14 protein-coding genes and 2 tRNA genes are annotated in these 17,010 nt (G+C 41.0%); 2 read left to right on the top strand and 14 right to left on the bottom strand.

Annotated features, from left to right (window positions below; translation table 11 throughout):
- Positions 1-90: 90 nt before the first annotated feature.
- From hpt to spoIIE, 5 genes are all read right to left on the bottom strand, one after another.
- Positions 91-630 carry a hypoxanthine phosphoribosyltransferase gene (gene hpt / locus NYE63_RS00410; protein ID WP_101225937.1) on the bottom strand — a complete coding sequence of 180 codons (540 nt, stop codon included), beginning with the start codon at positions 628-630 and terminating at the stop codon, positions 91-93.
- A gap of 31 nt (positions 631-661) precedes the next feature.
- Entirely contained in the window at positions 662-2,056 is a 1,395-nt protein-coding gene (gene tilS, locus NYE63_RS00405) for a tRNA lysidine(34) synthetase TilS (RefSeq protein WP_342603718.1), read from the bottom strand.
- A 93-nt stretch (positions 2,057-2,149) separates the two neighbouring features.
- The gene (locus NYE63_RS00400) at positions 2,150-3,148 is read right to left on the bottom strand and encodes a protein kinase family protein (RefSeq protein WP_342603717.1); all 999 of its coding nucleotides are present in this window, start codon (positions 3,146-3,148) and stop codon (positions 2,150-2,152) included.
- On the bottom strand, positions 3,114-3,851 hold the full coding sequence (locus NYE63_RS00395) for a VWA domain-containing protein (protein WP_342603716.1): 738 nt from the start codon (positions 3,849-3,851) through the stop codon (positions 3,114-3,116). The genes NYE63_RS00400 and NYE63_RS00395 overlap by 35 nt, the downstream gene beginning before the upstream one ends.
- Positions 3,852-4,039: 188 nt before the next feature.
- Entirely contained in the window at positions 4,040-6,514 is a 2,475-nt protein-coding gene (gene spoIIE / locus NYE63_RS00390) for a stage II sporulation protein E (RefSeq protein ID WP_342603715.1), read from the bottom strand.
- Between the two features lie 327 nt (positions 6,515-6,841).
- On the opposite strand from spoIIE, the gene NYE63_RS00385 reads away from it, so the two are divergent.
- Positions 6,842-6,915, top strand: a tRNA-Met gene (locus NYE63_RS00385).
- Between the two features lie 20 nt (positions 6,916-6,935).
- Positions 6,936-7,007, top strand: a tRNA-Glu gene (locus NYE63_RS00380).
- 165 nt (positions 7,008-7,172) lie between these two features.
- Here the strand turns inward: NYE63_RS00380 and NYE63_RS00375 are convergent.
- From NYE63_RS00375 to mfd, 9 genes are all read right to left on the bottom strand, one after another.
- Positions 7,173-7,628 carry a S1 domain-containing RNA-binding protein gene (locus tag NYE63_RS00375; protein ID WP_342603714.1) on the bottom strand — a complete coding sequence of 152 codons (456 nt, stop codon included), beginning with the start codon at positions 7,626-7,628 and terminating at the stop codon, positions 7,173-7,175.
- Between the two features lie 81 nt (positions 7,629-7,709).
- Positions 7,710-8,096: a septum formation initiator family protein gene (locus NYE63_RS00370; protein WP_063235923.1), complete on the bottom strand. Its 387-nt coding sequence runs from the start codon at positions 8,094-8,096 to the stop codon at positions 7,710-7,712.
- 13 nt (positions 8,097-8,109) lie between these two features.
- The gene (gene yabQ / locus NYE63_RS00365; RefSeq protein WP_342603713.1) at positions 8,110-8,742 is read right to left on the bottom strand and encodes a spore cortex biosynthesis protein YabQ; all 633 of its coding nucleotides are present in this window, start codon (positions 8,740-8,742) and stop codon (positions 8,110-8,112) included.
- Positions 8,739-9,047: a sporulation protein YabP gene (gene yabP / locus NYE63_RS00360; RefSeq protein ID WP_207439951.1), complete on the bottom strand. Its 309-nt coding sequence runs from the start codon at positions 9,045-9,047 to the stop codon at positions 8,739-8,741. Before yabP ends, yabQ begins: the two co-directional genes overlap by 4 nt.
- Before the next feature lie 75 nt (positions 9,048-9,122).
- Positions 9,123-9,386, bottom strand: coding sequence for an RNA-binding S4 domain-containing protein (locus NYE63_RS00355; protein ID WP_034316386.1), 264 nt, complete (start codon positions 9,384-9,386; stop codon positions 9,123-9,125).
- Positions 9,387-9,409: 23 nt separating this feature from the next.
- Positions 9,410-10,882, bottom strand: coding sequence for a nucleoside triphosphate pyrophosphohydrolase (mazG, locus tag NYE63_RS00350; RefSeq protein WP_342603712.1), 1,473 nt, complete (start codon positions 10,880-10,882; stop codon positions 9,410-9,412).
- Complete coding sequence (locus NYE63_RS00345; RefSeq protein ID WP_342603711.1) at positions 10,875-12,497, bottom strand: polysaccharide biosynthesis protein; 1,623 nt, start codon at positions 12,495-12,497, stop codon at positions 10,875-10,877. Before NYE63_RS00345 ends, mazG begins: the two co-directional genes overlap by 8 nt.
- 222 nt (positions 12,498-12,719) lie before the next feature.
- Positions 12,720-13,256: a stage V sporulation protein T gene (gene spoVT, locus NYE63_RS00340; RefSeq protein ID WP_063235918.1), complete on the bottom strand. Its 537-nt coding sequence runs from the start codon at positions 13,254-13,256 to the stop codon at positions 12,720-12,722.
- A 187-nt stretch (positions 13,257-13,443) separates the two neighbouring features.
- Positions 13,444-16,980, bottom strand: a complete 3,537-nt coding sequence (gene mfd / locus NYE63_RS00335; RefSeq protein ID WP_342603710.1) for a transcription-repair coupling factor — start codon at positions 16,978-16,980, stop codon at positions 13,444-13,446.
- Positions 16,981-17,010: the final 30 nt, after the last annotated feature.

The following is a 17,010-nucleotide window of genomic DNA, read 5'->3' as shown; positions in this document are numbered from 1 at the left end:
ACTATAGTAAATACTATCATACAAAATTAATGAATTACAATAATTTAACACCGCTGTTTTTATCTGGTCTTCTCTTTCAAACAGGTACGATTAATTCGAGTAAATTTCAGGCTTCAATATGCCAATATACGGGAGATTACGATACTTTTCCGCAAAATCAAGACCATATCCGACAACAAATGCATCCGGAACGATGAACCCGGCATAGTCCGGAGTGATATCCGCTTTCCTGCCTGTTGGTTTATCCAATAAGGTAACGATTTTAATTGATTTTGCTTTTCGATAACGGAAAAGTTCCGCAAGATAGCTAAGAGTTAAACCGCTGTCGATAATATCTTCGATGATTAAAATATCCCGGCCTTCAACTGATGTATCAAGATCTTTGATGATTTTCACTTCACCGGAAGATACAGTGGAGTTACCATAGCTTGAAACATCCATAAAGTCCATTTCAAGATGTGTATCCACACGCTTCAGTAAATCTGACATAAATGGCATGGCGCCTTTCAGCACTCCGATGGCCAGCGGGAACTTACCTTGGTAATCAGCTTCAATCTGCGCACCCAATTCCCTGATTTTTTTTTGAAGTTCTTCCTCTGTTATTAAAACCTTTTCAATGTCGTTTTGCATGGTCATTGTATTAATTGCCCCCCATGAAGAATTAAGCTTTTTTATATTCTAAGTAGATTAAAGATTTTTCATCAGAAATTATATCCGGCTCAACATTCGATTTCTTTAAACCAGGTAGCCAAATGGCCGTTCCCGTTTGATCGATGATGACCGGCCACACATTTCTTTCTAGCATCGGAATCTTTTCATTAATAAAAATATCCTTCAACTTTTTAGTTCCACCTAATCCCTTGACGGCCATCCGTTCGCCTTCATTCCTGGTTCGGACTGTAAGAGGAAACTGAACAGCTGATTCGGGAAGAATAAAAGAATGATTTCCTTTAAGTACCGGAATTTCTTCTTTTATATAGTGCGCCTTAATCTTATATCCATTCGGAAGAATAGTCTCACCGGGAATTTGTAATTTAAGGGAATAATTATGGCTTTTTTGCCGGAAAAATCTAAAAGTGCAAGTTTGATATGATTTTTCCACAATAAGGCCCTCCGGAAGATGCAATTCTGCAGATGGTTGAGGATTCAAAAACAAAACTAACAGTTGGTCAATATGTAATGCCGAAAGCGATGAAGGTCTCTCCAAATAAAGATAATTTAATATTAGTTGAATCGCCCTTCTTTGTAAAGGTTTAGGCATCGCGAGAACCTTATCAATCTGAATAACCGCTTGATCTTTATCCTGTTGGATCCAAACCTCGGACATTTTGCTTGAAACCAGGTTCAAAAAAAACTCTTCATCTTCATAAAGCTCTTCACTGAATCGTTGAAAATGCTCATGAACTTTTCTATTTTCTTTCTTTAAAAATGGAAGAACTTCATGTCTAAAACGATTTCTTGCATAGACACCAGTTTCATTGCTCGGATCAAACCTTGGTTCAATATTATGAAGGCCCGCATATGCGATTATTTGGCTTTTCGTGATTTCAAGAAAAGGCCTGATCAGATTCCCTGTATGGAAACGTCTCTTTATAGGAATACCTGCTCTTGCCTTACCTGTCGCCCCTCTTGTTAAACGCATGAGCATCGTTTCGATTTGATCATCTCCATGATGCCCCAGGACAAGAGTGGAGGCTTGATGCTTATCCATCATTTCTTCATAGAAAGCAAAACGCAATTTTCTTGACGTTATTTGTGAACTTTCCCCCGTCTGCTTCATCCGGGCAGGAACATCGATCCTTTTTCCCTCAAATGTAATGCCCCATCGTTCACAAATATGCTCGACATATTTATAATCCTCATGCGATTCTTCACCACGAAACATATGGTCAACACTTGCAACGATCATCTCGTAATGAAAAAGAGATTGAATTTCCTTAAGGATATGGAGAAGCACTAACGAGTCCGGTCCTCCAGAAACGCCTATTAGCAACTTCGAGTTTTCCTCAATCAATTCGTTTCTATAAATGGTGCTCAGAACTTTTTCCTTTAACATACAATCTTCCTTCTTTATGGACAGGTATTAGTATTATACGATTCAAACATGAAATGGTTTCAACTATTTCATGGCATTCATCTAATAACTATATCATAACAACTGTTCATATATGTAAAGAACATAGAGCATCGATATGATGGCAACCAGCAAGAAAGTTTCAAAAAAACCGCCACTTTTTTTATTTGAAAGGTTTTGGGACCTTCTTGCTTGCCTCGTTGAAGGTTGCATTGTTTGTGGCTGACCCGTCGCTGCCTGAATCGGGCCCTTTTTCTTCGAGTGGTTTTGCTTACTTAGCACCGTGACCAAATCCTCACGCATTTGGAGGGCAGAATCATACTGCCCATGGAGTGCTTTATCCAACATCTTTCTATATGGTTGCAATTCCTTTTTCTGCTTAATCAAGTCGTTAAGCTGTCTATACCCTTCCCCTTTCTTGTGGAAACGTCCAGGATAGGCAGAATTGATTATAATCATCGCCACAGCGAACAAGTCATATTGCGGATCGGCCTTTCTTGATCCAAGTCCCCAGTAACCTCTGTCAAAGAACTCTGTGAATTCTTTAACTGATCGCCCAATTAAGGTGGTTCCGCCAACATCCACGCACCGTACCTTATAGGCTGGTGAAGTCACGATCAAATTCTCCGGCTTTAAATCGCCGAACACCCAGCCATTGGTATGCAAGGCAGACAAACTGGTTAAAAGCTGAAGCATTAAGACCCCAATCCACGATGATCCTTTCTTATCGATGAAACGCAAAAAATCGTGTCCGTGGATATATTCCATGACATAAAAAGGGAGCTGTTTTCCTGTTTTCATGAAATCATCCGCTTCCAAAAAGGAAGGTCCAAGGGTAGACCCCTGGACCTTTGAGAAGGATTTTAGGATATTCATCTCCGAAATAATGGACGTCCCATTATCACTGAGCTTTAAAGCATAATGACGATTTTCGCTTTCAACCAAATAGACGATCCCGTTCGCTCCACACCCCAATTCCTTAATTATTTTGTACTGGTTTTCATTCCATTTTCCGGTGACCAAACTGCCAGGCAGGAGTTTACATTGATTCCTCAAAGTATTGTTCATCATCATGTGATAACAATCCCCTCAATGAACGTTTTTTCTTGAAATATGTTAAAGCTTCACGAATGGCTGGACCTGTCGGAGTGAGTCCCCCTGTACTAAGCTTAGGAAAAGTTGCCGTCAAGGCTTCAAGGTTTGGGGTCCAATCCAGCAACTTTTCAACATCATTTCTTTTCCCAGGAAATACGAATACGGAAAAACGACTGTCACCCATTCTTGCATTCATACTAAGGGAAAGATCTAATAAGGAATCTTTTACTGTAGGAAGTTTATGTTTCATGCTTGCACTGGTATCAACAAGAATCAGCACTTCGAGCTTGCTTGTTTCCCCAAGCTCATCGACCACCTCCATCACTTCTCCTCGTTTATCCGGCGGAAGATCTTCCATCGTTTTTGAATCTCCAAGTATTTGTTGAAGTTCGCGATTGATAACTCCCTGTATAGTTTGAGTCATTGCCTTTTGGGTCACCATTTGGACGGTTTGGGACAACTGCTGGGCATAGACTATTTGACTTACGCCACCTCCTGAACCAGCAATCTTCTCGATTTCCTTAAGCCCCTTTTCATCTATCACATCATTTTCCATTACACCTATGACATTGATGGTTATGCCTTGCTCCCTTGCTAATTCAGCCATGGCAGACGGCTCCTCACCATGATTTGAACATCCGTCGGTTATAAGCAAAATCTGTCTTAATGTTCCTGCTTTCATGTTTTGCTCTCCCTTCCTATCAATTTGTTACCATAATTGACTAAAAAGGGGGAAATTATACACCAAAGACATCGCACCAAGTCATATCATGAAGTGGAGTGATTGAAAAGAGTTCATCTCTTTACCTTTTATCCGTCTTCCATTTCACCACCTCATTTTTGGTTTTATTTATTATATATAAACGGCCCCTACTGGGCCTTTTTGCGTTTTGGAGAAACGGGAATGGATGCCCATTTCGGTGTGTTATGCTTAATTTTCGATGTTACCACTGTCATGTCATCATCTATGATCCCTTTTGTTCGGATGACCTCTTCCAGTATTAAATCAGAGATTTCCTGAGGATCGTCTGTTTCCATTTCCTTGATTTTTCGTTTAAGCCAGAACTCGATATTTTCGACATGCGAGGGGCCATCGAACACTCCATCACTCATCATGATTAATATGTCCCCTGCCTTCAGCTCTTCTGATACAACATCAACATCGAAATCCTGGATGATTCCCATAGGGAGGTTACTTGATTCAATTTTTATTATCCTATCCCCCCTTTTAATGAAACTCGGTATCGAACAGATTTTTAAAAACTTAGCCCTTGCGTCCTGAAGATCAATCATTGCCAAATCAAGAGTCGAAAATATTTCATCGGTAGTGCGTAGAGATAAAACGGAGTTTACGGATTTAATGGCTATTTTTTCTTCTATTCCCGATTGTAAAAATTTTTGAAGCAGCTTCAATGTCTCTGTACTTTCAAAATGGGCCCTTTCCCCATTTCCCATTCCATCACTAATGGCTATTGCGAACTTGCCGCAGCCAATTTCCATGGTTGTATAACTATCTCCTGATACAAGCCCTCCCCCCTTGGCAGCATGAGCCACACCCGTTTCGACCGTGAATTTTTTTGCTGACCTAAATATCACCTCACATTGCCCGTTTGGATACGTTGCACACTCTTCTGAATGAACAACTATCGTTTCCCCTAAAATGTCAGAAAGCATAGGTGCAATCAACTTTTCACATTCCCCTCTGCCCTGACAGTATGGGACACTCATCTCTATATCAACATTCCCTTGTTCTAGACTGTATATTTCAACATGACCTATGTGCAGTCCAAAATCCTGGATGGCTTCCAAAATGGATTCTTCATGTACATGATGATTCTTCCTTTCCCTTTGAATTTCTTTCGCAAAATCATCCATTACTGCCGAAACGCCCCGCAGTTGATCCGCCACTAGTTTCCGACTTTCCTTCACCTGCCTTTTTAATTTTTGGTTAGCTTCAAAATAAGTAAGCTCCTGTGATATCGCCCCAATGACCTGAGGTCCGCGGCTACAATATTTCGCCCATTCTTTCGAAGTTTTTTGGGGGAGCTGACCATTATTTTCACTTAGTTGAAGCATAATTTCCTGCATGCCGTCATAGGTTGTATTAAAGTTCTTGGACCAGCATTGTTCTTTTTTAAAACATAGCTGGCACGTTTTTTCCGTTACATTACTTAAGAAGTAGTCGAATTCTTTCTCATCTTCCTCCATTCTCCCCCTTTCATCCACTTGGGAAAAGCTATTAGAGAGCGCCTCAAATACATGTGAGAATTGCTCCACCCTTTGAGCGGTGACATCCCTCACTTTTCGGGCATACTGCTGCTGTTCATCAGAATTCTCGACTGTTCCCGGTATATGTTTCGCTATTTTGTTGATTATGGATGACGGTGTCAATATAAATAAAACCACAGCTATAAGTGATTCATAAAGGGTCACCATAATATTATTGGTGCCCTCACCATATAAACCTATCAGTAACGTAGCAATCAAGAGGCCTGCGGCAACCCCTATCTTCCTTCCCTCCTTCAACAAACCGCCCAGAAGCCCTGAAAATGCGAGAAGGCTCATTTGATAAAGACTTGCAATACTTGCCAAGGAGAATATCAATCCAGTAACTACACCTACAGTGGAGCCTATGGCGGCCCCTCCCGCCAGCCCGAAGAGGAGGACCAGGTATCGCGAGAATATATGATCGAGTGATAAATCATATATCATCCAGCCGATGGTTCCGGTCATCACCGAAGCCAGCAAGATGATGATGCTGACGATTTCCTCCGTCTTTAATGATTGGGACTTAGTCCGAATGGTCAGCATTGGGATGGACTGTATGAAGATTAAGGTTAAAATCATTGCGAGTCCCGCCTCTACTCCTATCATCATCAAGTCGTACAGCTGAATCGTTCGAAATACCAGATATTGCTCGGCCAGGTTGACCAGGAATAGTGAAGCAAAGACGTACATCGACATCGTCTTGAATTGTCCTTCCACGGCGGGCCTCTTAATCTTATGAAATAACAGAAGCAGGAACGCCGATGCAAAGATGACTAAACTGTTCGAATAGTGAACGGTCAGCCCACCTGCAATCAATCCGAATAAAGCCAGTGGCGCCCTGTCACGTCTCATGAGAAAAACGGCTGCGAAAAACGGAAGTCCAAATGGTGCCAGCTGCGAAAGAATTAATGCCCGTCCTAATAAAAAACCGATAATTGCTAAAGAGATGCCTTTTTTTATGAATATATCTTCCGACTTCATTTGCAGTTGTTGGATCCAATTGATGGCCCCTGCCTTCGCTTCTTTTAACTGAACATCTCCAAGAGGTTCCATCATAGGTCTTTCTACTTTTTCCATTTCAACACCCCATTCGTATTAGTGATTTTTATTATATAGAGGGCTTGTCTATTTTTTTGTCAGAATTTTATAAGCGGATAAGAAAAACGTTCGACGAAATTCTTCTTGAATAATCATTTGTATACAGGTTTTTGTGCCTTATTTTCTAATACAGAAACGGGTGTTCTTTTTTTTTTGAAGAAAAGCGAAGTTTTTAGGTTATTTTTGCGGAAAATAACACGAATAAATAATCAGGAAATGGAAACCGACAAACTTTATTTTTTTTGTTGACATTTTTTCTTCACGAATGTAAGATATATCTTGTGCTTCAGTAGCACTTATCATTATGGCGGCGTAGCTCAGCTGGCTAGAGCGTACGGTTCATACCCGTGAGGTCGGGGGTTCGATCCCCTCTGCCGCTATCTTTTATCATGAAAATCACGGCCCGTTGGTCAAGCGGTTAAGACACCGCCCTTTCACGGCGGTAACACGGGTTCGAATCCCGTACGGGTCATCAAATACCAAAAGCGCCTCTGAACACTTATCTTAGTAAGTGTTCAGAGGCGCTTTTTTTATGTCGTTGATAATTAAAAGAAGACAAGCCGGCAAGCTTGCCTTTATCTACACTATGAATAATTTCACAGGAAAAGTTGCTAAACTATTATTTTCAGCAGCAATTTTATCCGCGTCTTCCTCCTCGACCTCCCCGTTTCGTTTCGGTGCTACGTTTAAGGGTCGTTAAGCGGTCTTCGCTATCTTTTAAGAATTTAGCCATTTTTTGCTCAAAGTTTTCCTTTGGTTGGAAACTATTACCTTTAGAGCGGAAGTCTTTGGAACGGCTGTCATTCCCTCTTACTTGGCGCGGACGTGGTGTGTATGCAGGTTTTTGCTCACCTTCAGGACGGTCTATCGCTTTTTTTATGGACAAGCCAATCTTGCCATCTTTAACATTGATGACTTTCACCTCAACTGTATCGCCCACTTTTAAATGATCATTGATATCCTTGACATAGTTATCAGCCACTTCACTGATATGGACAAGACCGGTTGAACCTTGAGGTAGCTCTACAAATGCACCAAAATTAGTTATGCCTGTTACTTTACCTTGTAACTTGCTGCCTACTTCGATTGACATAAAAAAAATGTTCCTCCTTAGAAATGTTAAAAAAATCTCTTCACACTATATTATAACGAAAGTAAAAAAACAGTGTCAATATTAGTCACTATCTTCCTTCCCTTTTGGAAGGGTAAAAATGATTTCTCCTTTTTCAGATAAGAAGTAATCCCGTCTGGCTATTTTCGCTATATAATCGTCGTCATTAAGCTTTACGATTTCTTCTTTAAGAAGGGTCTCGTCTTTTTTCAATTCAGCTAACTTTCCCTTCAATTCTTCCTTCTGTTTAACTTTCTCATCCAGTGCAACATTTTGCGTTATGAGGGTGGAAACGGCAAAAATCAAAAAGACAGCGGCGAAAACTGAGTAAAGAGTTAATCTACGCATAAGACCACGCTTCTTTTTTTCTACGGTTTGTACTTTTTTCTCTTGTTGAGCGACGTAGGGATTTTCTATTTTTGCCACTTTCCTTTTACGCAGGCTACTCATTTTTTATCGCTCCTCATTTCTTTTTATTTCTCCATCCATTTAGCGTTCTAAATATAGAATTCTTTATTTTCAATAAAATTCCTTTTCCTTTATTATAAAACTTCCCGACGTTTTTCGTAACAAAAACCGGCAATAAATTCCATATATAAGTCAGAATCCATTTTAATGGCCTCCAGAATATATTCAAAATAAAGAGAAGTAGTTTCCCCGCCCATTTTAATAATGTTAAAACGAACTTACCTATCCCAATGATGATGGCTATTACAGATACTATTACCCATTTTATCGGTAGAAATATCAGCATGTAAACCGAATGCGTTATAAATCTCGCCAACTTTATCACAAGTATTATCAAAATCTCTAAAAAACGTTGATAGAAACCTTTGAAAAGTGCTTGATAAGCTGAAAAACCGCATAATAAGGCCAAAAATAAATAGAGGCGAAACTCTCCCTCATTCACTAAAAACAAAACATAAAAAATAAGGAGACCCTGAATGATCCAGAAAAGGAAGTCATGGATGAATACTATCCACCTTTTCCTTTCTGAACGATTCAGGAACCGGCTATACGTATCCAGGGCAGCTCCAAAGCCACTGCCCATGCCTATCATCGCAAGCAACGTATAAAATTGGATCGTTAAGGTCATTTGAACAATTTGCCAAAGAAGCCTTTAGCTTTCTCCCCAGATTGCTCATCTAAATAAACAAGGTCGAAAATCTTTCCCTTAATGGAAACGATGCCTTTATCAACGTCTAAATTCTTCATTTGCAAGTTTTGGCCCCGGATAGATAAGAATCCCATTGACGTTTCGAGCAGAAACTCTTCATTATCAAAACTTTCAACTTGTTTGACACCGGTAATATCAAGTAAACGGCGGCCTTTCATCGTTACATCATGCTCTTGGATCGTTCCTTTTGTGTAACCAGCATTCGGATCATTATATTGGCTCATTTTTCATCCCTCACAGTACCACTGATTTTGTACAAGTGTATGTCCGTAAGAGTGGAATTAGAACCAAGCCTGTCCTTACTCCTCCGCTAGCTTTTCTTCTTTTACGATGGTATACATATCTGCAGCCGCTTCTTTTTTCGTCGTTTCTTGAATTTTATCGACACGTACCGTAACCAGTTTTTGACCGAATCTTACAGTCAACTCATCGCCATCTTTCACATTCGAACTTGCTTTGGCCTGTTGTCCGTTAATCGTGATTCTCCCTTTATCCGCAACCTCCTTCGCAAGTGTGCGGCGCTTGATCAACCTTGAAACTTTTAGGAATTTATCCAATCTCATCGACATTCAAATCTCTCCCTTAATTAAAGTCCTTTAGCTTTTGCTTCATCCCAATATGAATCCAGTTCTTCCAATGTATAATCCTCAAACTTTTTGTCTGCCCTTTGAATGCACTCTTCTATATATGTAAAACGCTGGTGGAATTTCTGGTTTGCCTTGTAGACGGCTTCTTCCGCTTGTATGTCATAATAACGTGAAATGTTGACAAGCGCAAAAAAGAGGTCGCCCAGCTCTGATTTTATTCTTTCGACATCCCTGTTCGGGCTTAATATTTCCTCTTCCAATTCCTGCACTTCTTCCCTGACCTTTTTCCAGGCTTCAGAAACCTCATCCCAATCAAATCCGACCTTCGCAGCCCTTTTTTGATACTCTTCGGCTCGAAGTAAGTTTGGCAGCGATTTCTCAATACCATCCAGTATGGATTTCAGAGCTTTTGTTTCGCTCCCTTTTTCATCTTCTTTAATTTTCTGCCAGTTAACTAATACATCTTCTTCACCTTCCACTTCAACATTTCCGAATACATGAGGGTGGCGTCGAATCATTTTCGCCGTAATGCCTTCAATCACATCATCGATCGTGAACATGCCCTCATCTTCACCGATTTGCGAATGAAGCATCACCTGAAGCAGGACATCCCCAAGTTCACCAACCATGCCCTCATCGTCCTCTTCATCGATGGAATCAATCAGCTCGTACGCTTCTTCTATTAGATATTTCTTCAAGCTTTCATGAGTTTGTTTCTTATCCCAAGGACATCCGTCAGGACCTCTAAGTTCTGCGATGATCTGCCGTAGCTTAGAAAACTCCCGATACTGTAACGCTTCTTCTTTAACTGGCGGGACATAAACACTCGTCAAGTTACTTAACTCCATCTGGCGGTCGAGCTCGAACAGAGCACATTTTGTCACTTTTTCCTGACTGCTGCCTGCTGCTGTAACGATATATATCTCGTAGTCATCCGGAAGTTTTTCCATTAAAGTCAACTTCACATTGGATGCACTGAATGCGTCATACACCTGTCCGATTATCATATGCTGGGTAATGTGCAAATCATCCGGGGAAAGATCTGTTCCATCCAAAAGCTGGAACCCTTCAATCGGATCGATTTTAACAGCCTGAAACAATGGATCAAGGAAACTTTGCCCGCCTTCCAGCTTAATGGCTATTCCAAGAGCCGGACTCTTTTCGAGCAAAAGCTGAACCGTTTTTTCCGCAACCATAGGATGCCCCGGTACCGCGTATAGAACGGAACGGTTTGAAGCCTCTTGTAATAATGTTCCGGCAATTTCTTCATATACCGCTTCAAATTGGTCGTGCTTTTCATATATCCCGTCAAACGCCGTGAAATTGATTCCTTCCCTTTTCAAATCTCCGATTACCGGATGATCGATCGTTCTGACGAAGCATTGTTCTGTTTGTATCAATTTTTTATAAATCCCTAGTGGAAGCTGATCTAAATCCCCTGCACCAAGTCCTATTATCGTAATCTCATTCATGATTTCGTATACTCCTATTCATTATTATAAATCGTTTAAGCTTTGAACCTGCGGGTATAAGTGAAAGTTCTTCTTCACCAAATAAGCCTGCACGAAGGGCGGTCATCACAAAAACGGCTGCACCGATCCCTACACCGACCAAAGCTTGGATCGTAGCTAACAACCGGCTCTCGCCAGCAAACATCCATTCGAATAAGCTATTGAATAAAACAACCGCCGTACCCATGTAAACCGCACTCTTCAAGATTATTAACACGTGCTTCTTATCAATTAATGTCTTTTTAATATGTACTCTCAAAACAACATAAAATAATACAGTCATGATCATAAATGCAAGAACTGTTGCCGAGGCTGCACCCGCGATTTTGTAATGGGGCACTAGAACAAGGTTTAAAGCCCACTTGCTGCCCACCCCTACAATCGTAATGATCACCGGTACGAATGAATAGCCTAAACTTTGAATCACTGCCGCCTCTGCCATTATGAGGGATGTGAATAAAATCGATAAAGAGAAAATTGCTAAAGTAATTGTCCCTTTGGCATCCATGAACAGCATATGATTGACAGGCTTCATCGTCACCACCAGCCCGATCGCGGCTGCGAGTCCTATCGTCGCACTTACACGAAGCGCCAATTTAATCTTATTCAATAATTCATGTTCACTGTTCCTCTGAACGAATCCGGATATTACAGGTACAAGCGCCAATGCAAAAGAATTGGCCACGACTGTACCTAGCTGAAGCAAGGGCTGTCCACGGTCATAAACCCCTTTCCATTCCTTAGCTTCCCTTTCCCCCATACCCGTTTCCCTTAGTAGGGAATACAGGTGCAGTGAATCGACGAACTGAAACAGGATGAGGATCAAGCCAGTTATGCAAAAGGCCAAACCTTGGAAAATCAGGACCTTGGAAATTTTGATGAAATTTACCGGTTTAATTCTCACTCGTAAAAAAAGCTTCCATTCTACTCTTAAAATAACGAAAGCAATAAGCAGGACCAGGCCAGTTATGCCGCCGGTAATCGAACCGAAGACTGCCCCCTTGCCGACCATATAAGGAGAGTAGCCAAGATACACGAATATTGTGGAAAGAACCAGTATCGTCAATACACGGATGCATTGTTCAGCGACCTGCGAGCCTGCCGTCGGTAACATGTCGTTTATTCCTTGAAAATATCCTCTTAAAACAGAGGAAATCGGCATTAATAAATAAGAATAGGCAACGATTCTCAGCAGACCGGCTAATTGCGGATCCTTCATCCATCCTGCAATCCAATCAGCGCCAAGGAATAGTGCAGCAAACATCATGACTCCTATCGAACTTAAGACGACGAATGATGTCACTAAAATGTCCTTGACTGCAAAGTTATTTTTGGAAGACTCCCGTTCTGCAATAAGTTTGGATATGACTACCGGAAAGCCAATTGTTGATAATGTAAAAGCAACACCGTAGAAGGGATAAACCTGTTGATAGATATAAAACCCGATGTCACCCGCAATATTCTGATAAGGTATGCGATAGGCCGCACTCAATACTTTTACGATAATCGCTGCTACGCTCAAAATCAGCGCGCCTCGTAAAAGTTCATTTGATGTTTTATAAGGCTTTTCAGCCATTCTTTTTCCCCTTTTCACTCATATGTGGTAGTTATTATAGCATAAATCTAATGGTTATTTTTCAATCCCAGCCATACTGTTAATTATTTTCCATATTCACCTTGAAGAATATTCTCTCCCACTTTATGTCTGCCCCCATCCAGTTAACCTTTTAGAAAGAGCAAAAAGGACAGCGCGATTGCTGCCCTTTCCATCTTTAAAAATATAATGGCATGTCCAAGGTTACTGTTCCATTTGTCTAGCTAGGAAACTCGCTGCTGTTTCAACCGATTTCTGTTCCACTTCACCAATGGTACTATCTTTAGAGAAAATCAAGACGGCACCAATCGGGTCGCCACTCGCAATGATCGGAGCTGCAGTATAAGATTGAACCTCTTCATCATTGGAATCAACGAATGAAATTTGTCCGTTCGGAGACTCCAGGACAGGATTTCTTTCTTCCATGATTTTCTCCACTAGTTCACTAACGCTTTTATTTAAGTATTCTTTTTTGGAGCCGCCTGCCACTGCAATGTAAGTATCCCTGTCACAAATCATAACTGGATTTCCAAGGCTATCATAAAGTGCTTCTGCATATTCCCTTGCAAAATCGCCTAATTCACTAATAGGAGAGTATTTCTTTAGAATGACTTCTCCGTCTCTATCCACAAATATTTCCAGTGGATCTCCTTCACGAATACGGAGGGTCCTGCGAATTTCTTTCGGGATGACGACTCTTCCTAAATCATCAATTCGGCGAACGATACCAGTTGCTTTCATCTAATGTTGCCTCACTTTCATCTAATTGATTTGATAAATCCTCATTTTGCAGCAAAATCATCACCAGCTATTGTACTTAGTATTTTTCTAATGGTAAGTTCTATGCACTTTGAAAAAATTTTTCTTTTTGTTGCATTTTTTTACCATGGTACCTAAAAAAATTTCTTCAAGAGGACAATCATTCAATTCAGTTTTTTGTGGCTTGCGTCTCTTTTTTTACATACTGTAAACCCTTGGCCATCTCAAATAAGATATTAAGCCACTTGCTTTGTTCTACGCCTTTTATGTGCAGGACCAGCTTCATTCGATTGCCGTCCATGCCGAAGCCCACCATACGTCCATACTTCGATCCCAGCTCGAACACCTTTTGTCCATCCACATCGCTGCTGACCTTTTCCCTAAGGAGAATGCTGATTTCCTGCTTCAATTGTTTAATGCTTTCAATTCCGGCCATTTCAGCATGTACCTTCATTTCGGCAATCATGAATAAATAGGAAACTTCTTCTGGATATTCACCAAAACGATCGATCATTTCATCTTGTAATTCTTCCACTTCTTCAAGCGAAGCAATCCCTCTGAACCTTTTATACATTTCTATTTTCTGATGTCCATCCATTATGTAGGCATCAGGGATATAAGCATCCACTTCAACGTCAATTTCCAGGTTGTTCTTTTCTTCGGCTGGTTGGTCATTACGTTTCGCATCTACAGCTTCTTTCAACATTTGTGAATACAGATCAAAACCAACTGAATCGATAAAGCCATGTTGTTGAGCCCCTAGAATGTTTCCAGCTCCCCTGATGGATAAATCACGCATCGCAATTTTGAACCCTGAACCCAATTCTGTAAATTCCTTAATGGATTGAAGACGTTTTTCTGCCACTTCCGTCAGCACTTTATCTTTCCTATAAGTGAAGAATGCATATGCCACCCGATTCGATCGCCCTACACGGCCACGCAGCTGATAAAGCTGTGAAAGTCCCATTCTATCAGCTTCATTCACTATAAGCGTATTGACATTCGGGATATCAACACCCGTCTCTATAATGGTTGTACTTACCAAAACATCATATTCGCCTTCTAAAAAGCCGAACATGACGGCTTCCAGTTCCTGCTCTGACATTTGCCCATGAGCATAGGTGACACGGGCATCGGGAACCAGCATGGAAATTTCTTCTGCTTTTCTTGCTATATCCTCTACCCGATTGTAAAGGAAATAAACCTGACCACCCCTGGCCAATTCCCGTTCTATCGCTTCCGTTACCAACGAGCCATTATACTCCATAACATAAGTTTGGATCGGGAATCGGTTCTCAGGCGGTGTTTCGATGACGGACAGATCCCTCACCCCCAACATGGACATATGAAGAGTCCTCGGAATCGGTGTCGCAGTCAAAGTCAGTACATCCACATTAGTTTTTAACCGTTTGATCTTTTCCTTATGTGTAACGCCAAAGCGCTGTTCTTCATCAATGATAAGCAACCCCAAATCGCGGTACACGATATCTTTGGATAAAATCCTATGCGTGCCAACCACTATATCCACCGTGCCGGCCTTCAATCCTTTAATCGTCTCCGTTTGCTGTTTTTTAGTCCGGAAACGGCTCATAAGACCAATCGATATGGGATAATCCTGAAAACGCTCCCTTAATGTTTCATAATGCTGCTGGGCGAGGATTGTGGTCGGAACAAGAAATGCAACTTGCTTGCCATCCATTATGGCTTTAAAAGCGGCCCTGATGGCCACCTCTGTCTTCCCATATCCAACATCGCCACATAATAAACGATCCATCGGCCGTTCCCGTTCCATATCCTTTTTGATTTCGACGATGGAACGTAATTGATCTTCCGTTTCGTTATAAGCAAATGAGGTTTCGAATTCTCTCTGCATATCACCATCAGGAGAAAAGGCATAACCCTTAGCCGCTTCCCTTTCTGCATATAACTTGATTAAATCATCGGCAATGTTCTCAACGGATGATTGAACCTTGCTTTTGACACGTTTCCATTCCGTTCCGCCTAACTTATAAAGCTTCGGTTCTTTCCCTTCAGAACCGACATATTTTTGGACAAGATCAATTTGGTCGACAGGAACATACAATTTGTCATCCGCTTGATAACGAATATTCAGGTAATCTTTATGGACCCCATTTATCGTAAGGGTTTCAATACCTAAGTATTTACCAATACCGTGATTAACATGAACGACATAGTCACCGATCTTCAGCTCGGAATAACTCTTGATTCGCTCCGCATTCGATAGCTTCTGTCTCCGTACTGATTTCTTTGACTTCTTATTAAACAATTCCGTTTCCGTAATGATACTGAACTTTTGCATAGGTAATTCAAAGCCGCTATTCAGACTGCCGCGTAAAATCTGTACTTTACCTGGAAGAATGCTGTTCGCATTAAATAGTTCTGCTGCCTCTATATCATAATCGGCTAAAACTGAATGCAGCTTTTTTACCCGTTCCTCATCTTGCCCAAGTATGACGACTGTATATTTCCCTTTTTTCCAACGTTCCAGTTCAGCTTTGAACACATTCATCTGTCCGTGGAAATTTTGCATTTGTTTACTGGCAAAATTCAGGATATTCTGAGGATTCGTATGCGGTACATGCCGTAAAAACAATGAAAGGTATACAAACGGCCTGCTGGATTTCATTATTAATTCCTGCATGGGGTGAGCCAATTTTATGTCATGGATAATTTGTCCCTGACTTAAAAGGTCCGTGTACCAACCAGCCTCTTCCTTTTCCAAAGAATCATTGATTTCCTGGATTCTACTGATTTCATCTAAGAAAACCAAACCATTTACCGGTAAATAATCTATTAAACTAGCTGGATCTTCATACGCTAAACTTAAGTATTTAAAGATTTTGTCGGGTTTATTCCCCATTTTCAGCTGTTCAAGTTCATAACTGACCGTTTGAACCAGCTGTTCCTTCGTTTTTTCATCTTTAAGTTTCTTCAAGCTTTTACTTAATCCGCTCTCGAGCCTTGTTATGATTCTTTCGATATGCTCCGTCTCTAGCAAAGCCTCACTGACGGGACCAATCGTCACTTTCTTGAGTTTCTCGATGGACCGTTGATCTTCGCTTGAAAAAGTCCTTATTGAATCTATTTCGGTATCGAATAATTCAATTCGTATTGGATTAGGTTCGGTGATCGGATAAATATCGATTATACCGCCCCTGATACTGAATTCACCTGGAGAAGCAACCATTTCAGACCGGTTATAACCCATGGCAATGAATTTATTAAGTGTTGCTTCAAGTTCGATGTCTTCCCCTAAATTAAACGCGAGCTGATGCCTCTTCCAAATATCCTTTGGAGGAAGCACACGACGCACCCCCGGAATTGGCGCAATGACAATCCCTTTCTTTCCCTCCGCCCAAAAGTTCAATGCCTCTACACGTTGGGCCCTTAATTCCGGGCTGGCTACACTCAAATCAGCCGCAATCAATTCATTGGCTGGATATATATATAATTCTTCCTCGGGTATGAAACTGGATAAGTCCTCATGGAACTTTTGTGCTTGCAATAAATTATGGGTAACTAATAAAATGGGCCTATTCGTCTTTTCATATACGGAAGCCAGCAATAGTGATCTCGAGGAACCCGTCAGACCAGAGACGATTTGCTCCTTAAGTCCTTCATCGATGCCGGCTATTAACGAATGAACATCATCTTGTTTGGAGAACAAGTTCTGCAATCCATTCATTTTCTTTCCCCCCTCTCTTTAACGTGCGAA

Origin of the sequence: Peribacillus sp. FSL E2-0159, assembly GCF_038643155.1 — a bacterium.
GTDB lineage: Bacteria > Bacillota > Bacilli > Bacillales > DSM-1321 > Peribacillus > Peribacillus simplex.
Note: the sequence above shows the minus strand (reverse complement) of the source record. Positions and strands in the feature narration are given on the sequence as shown.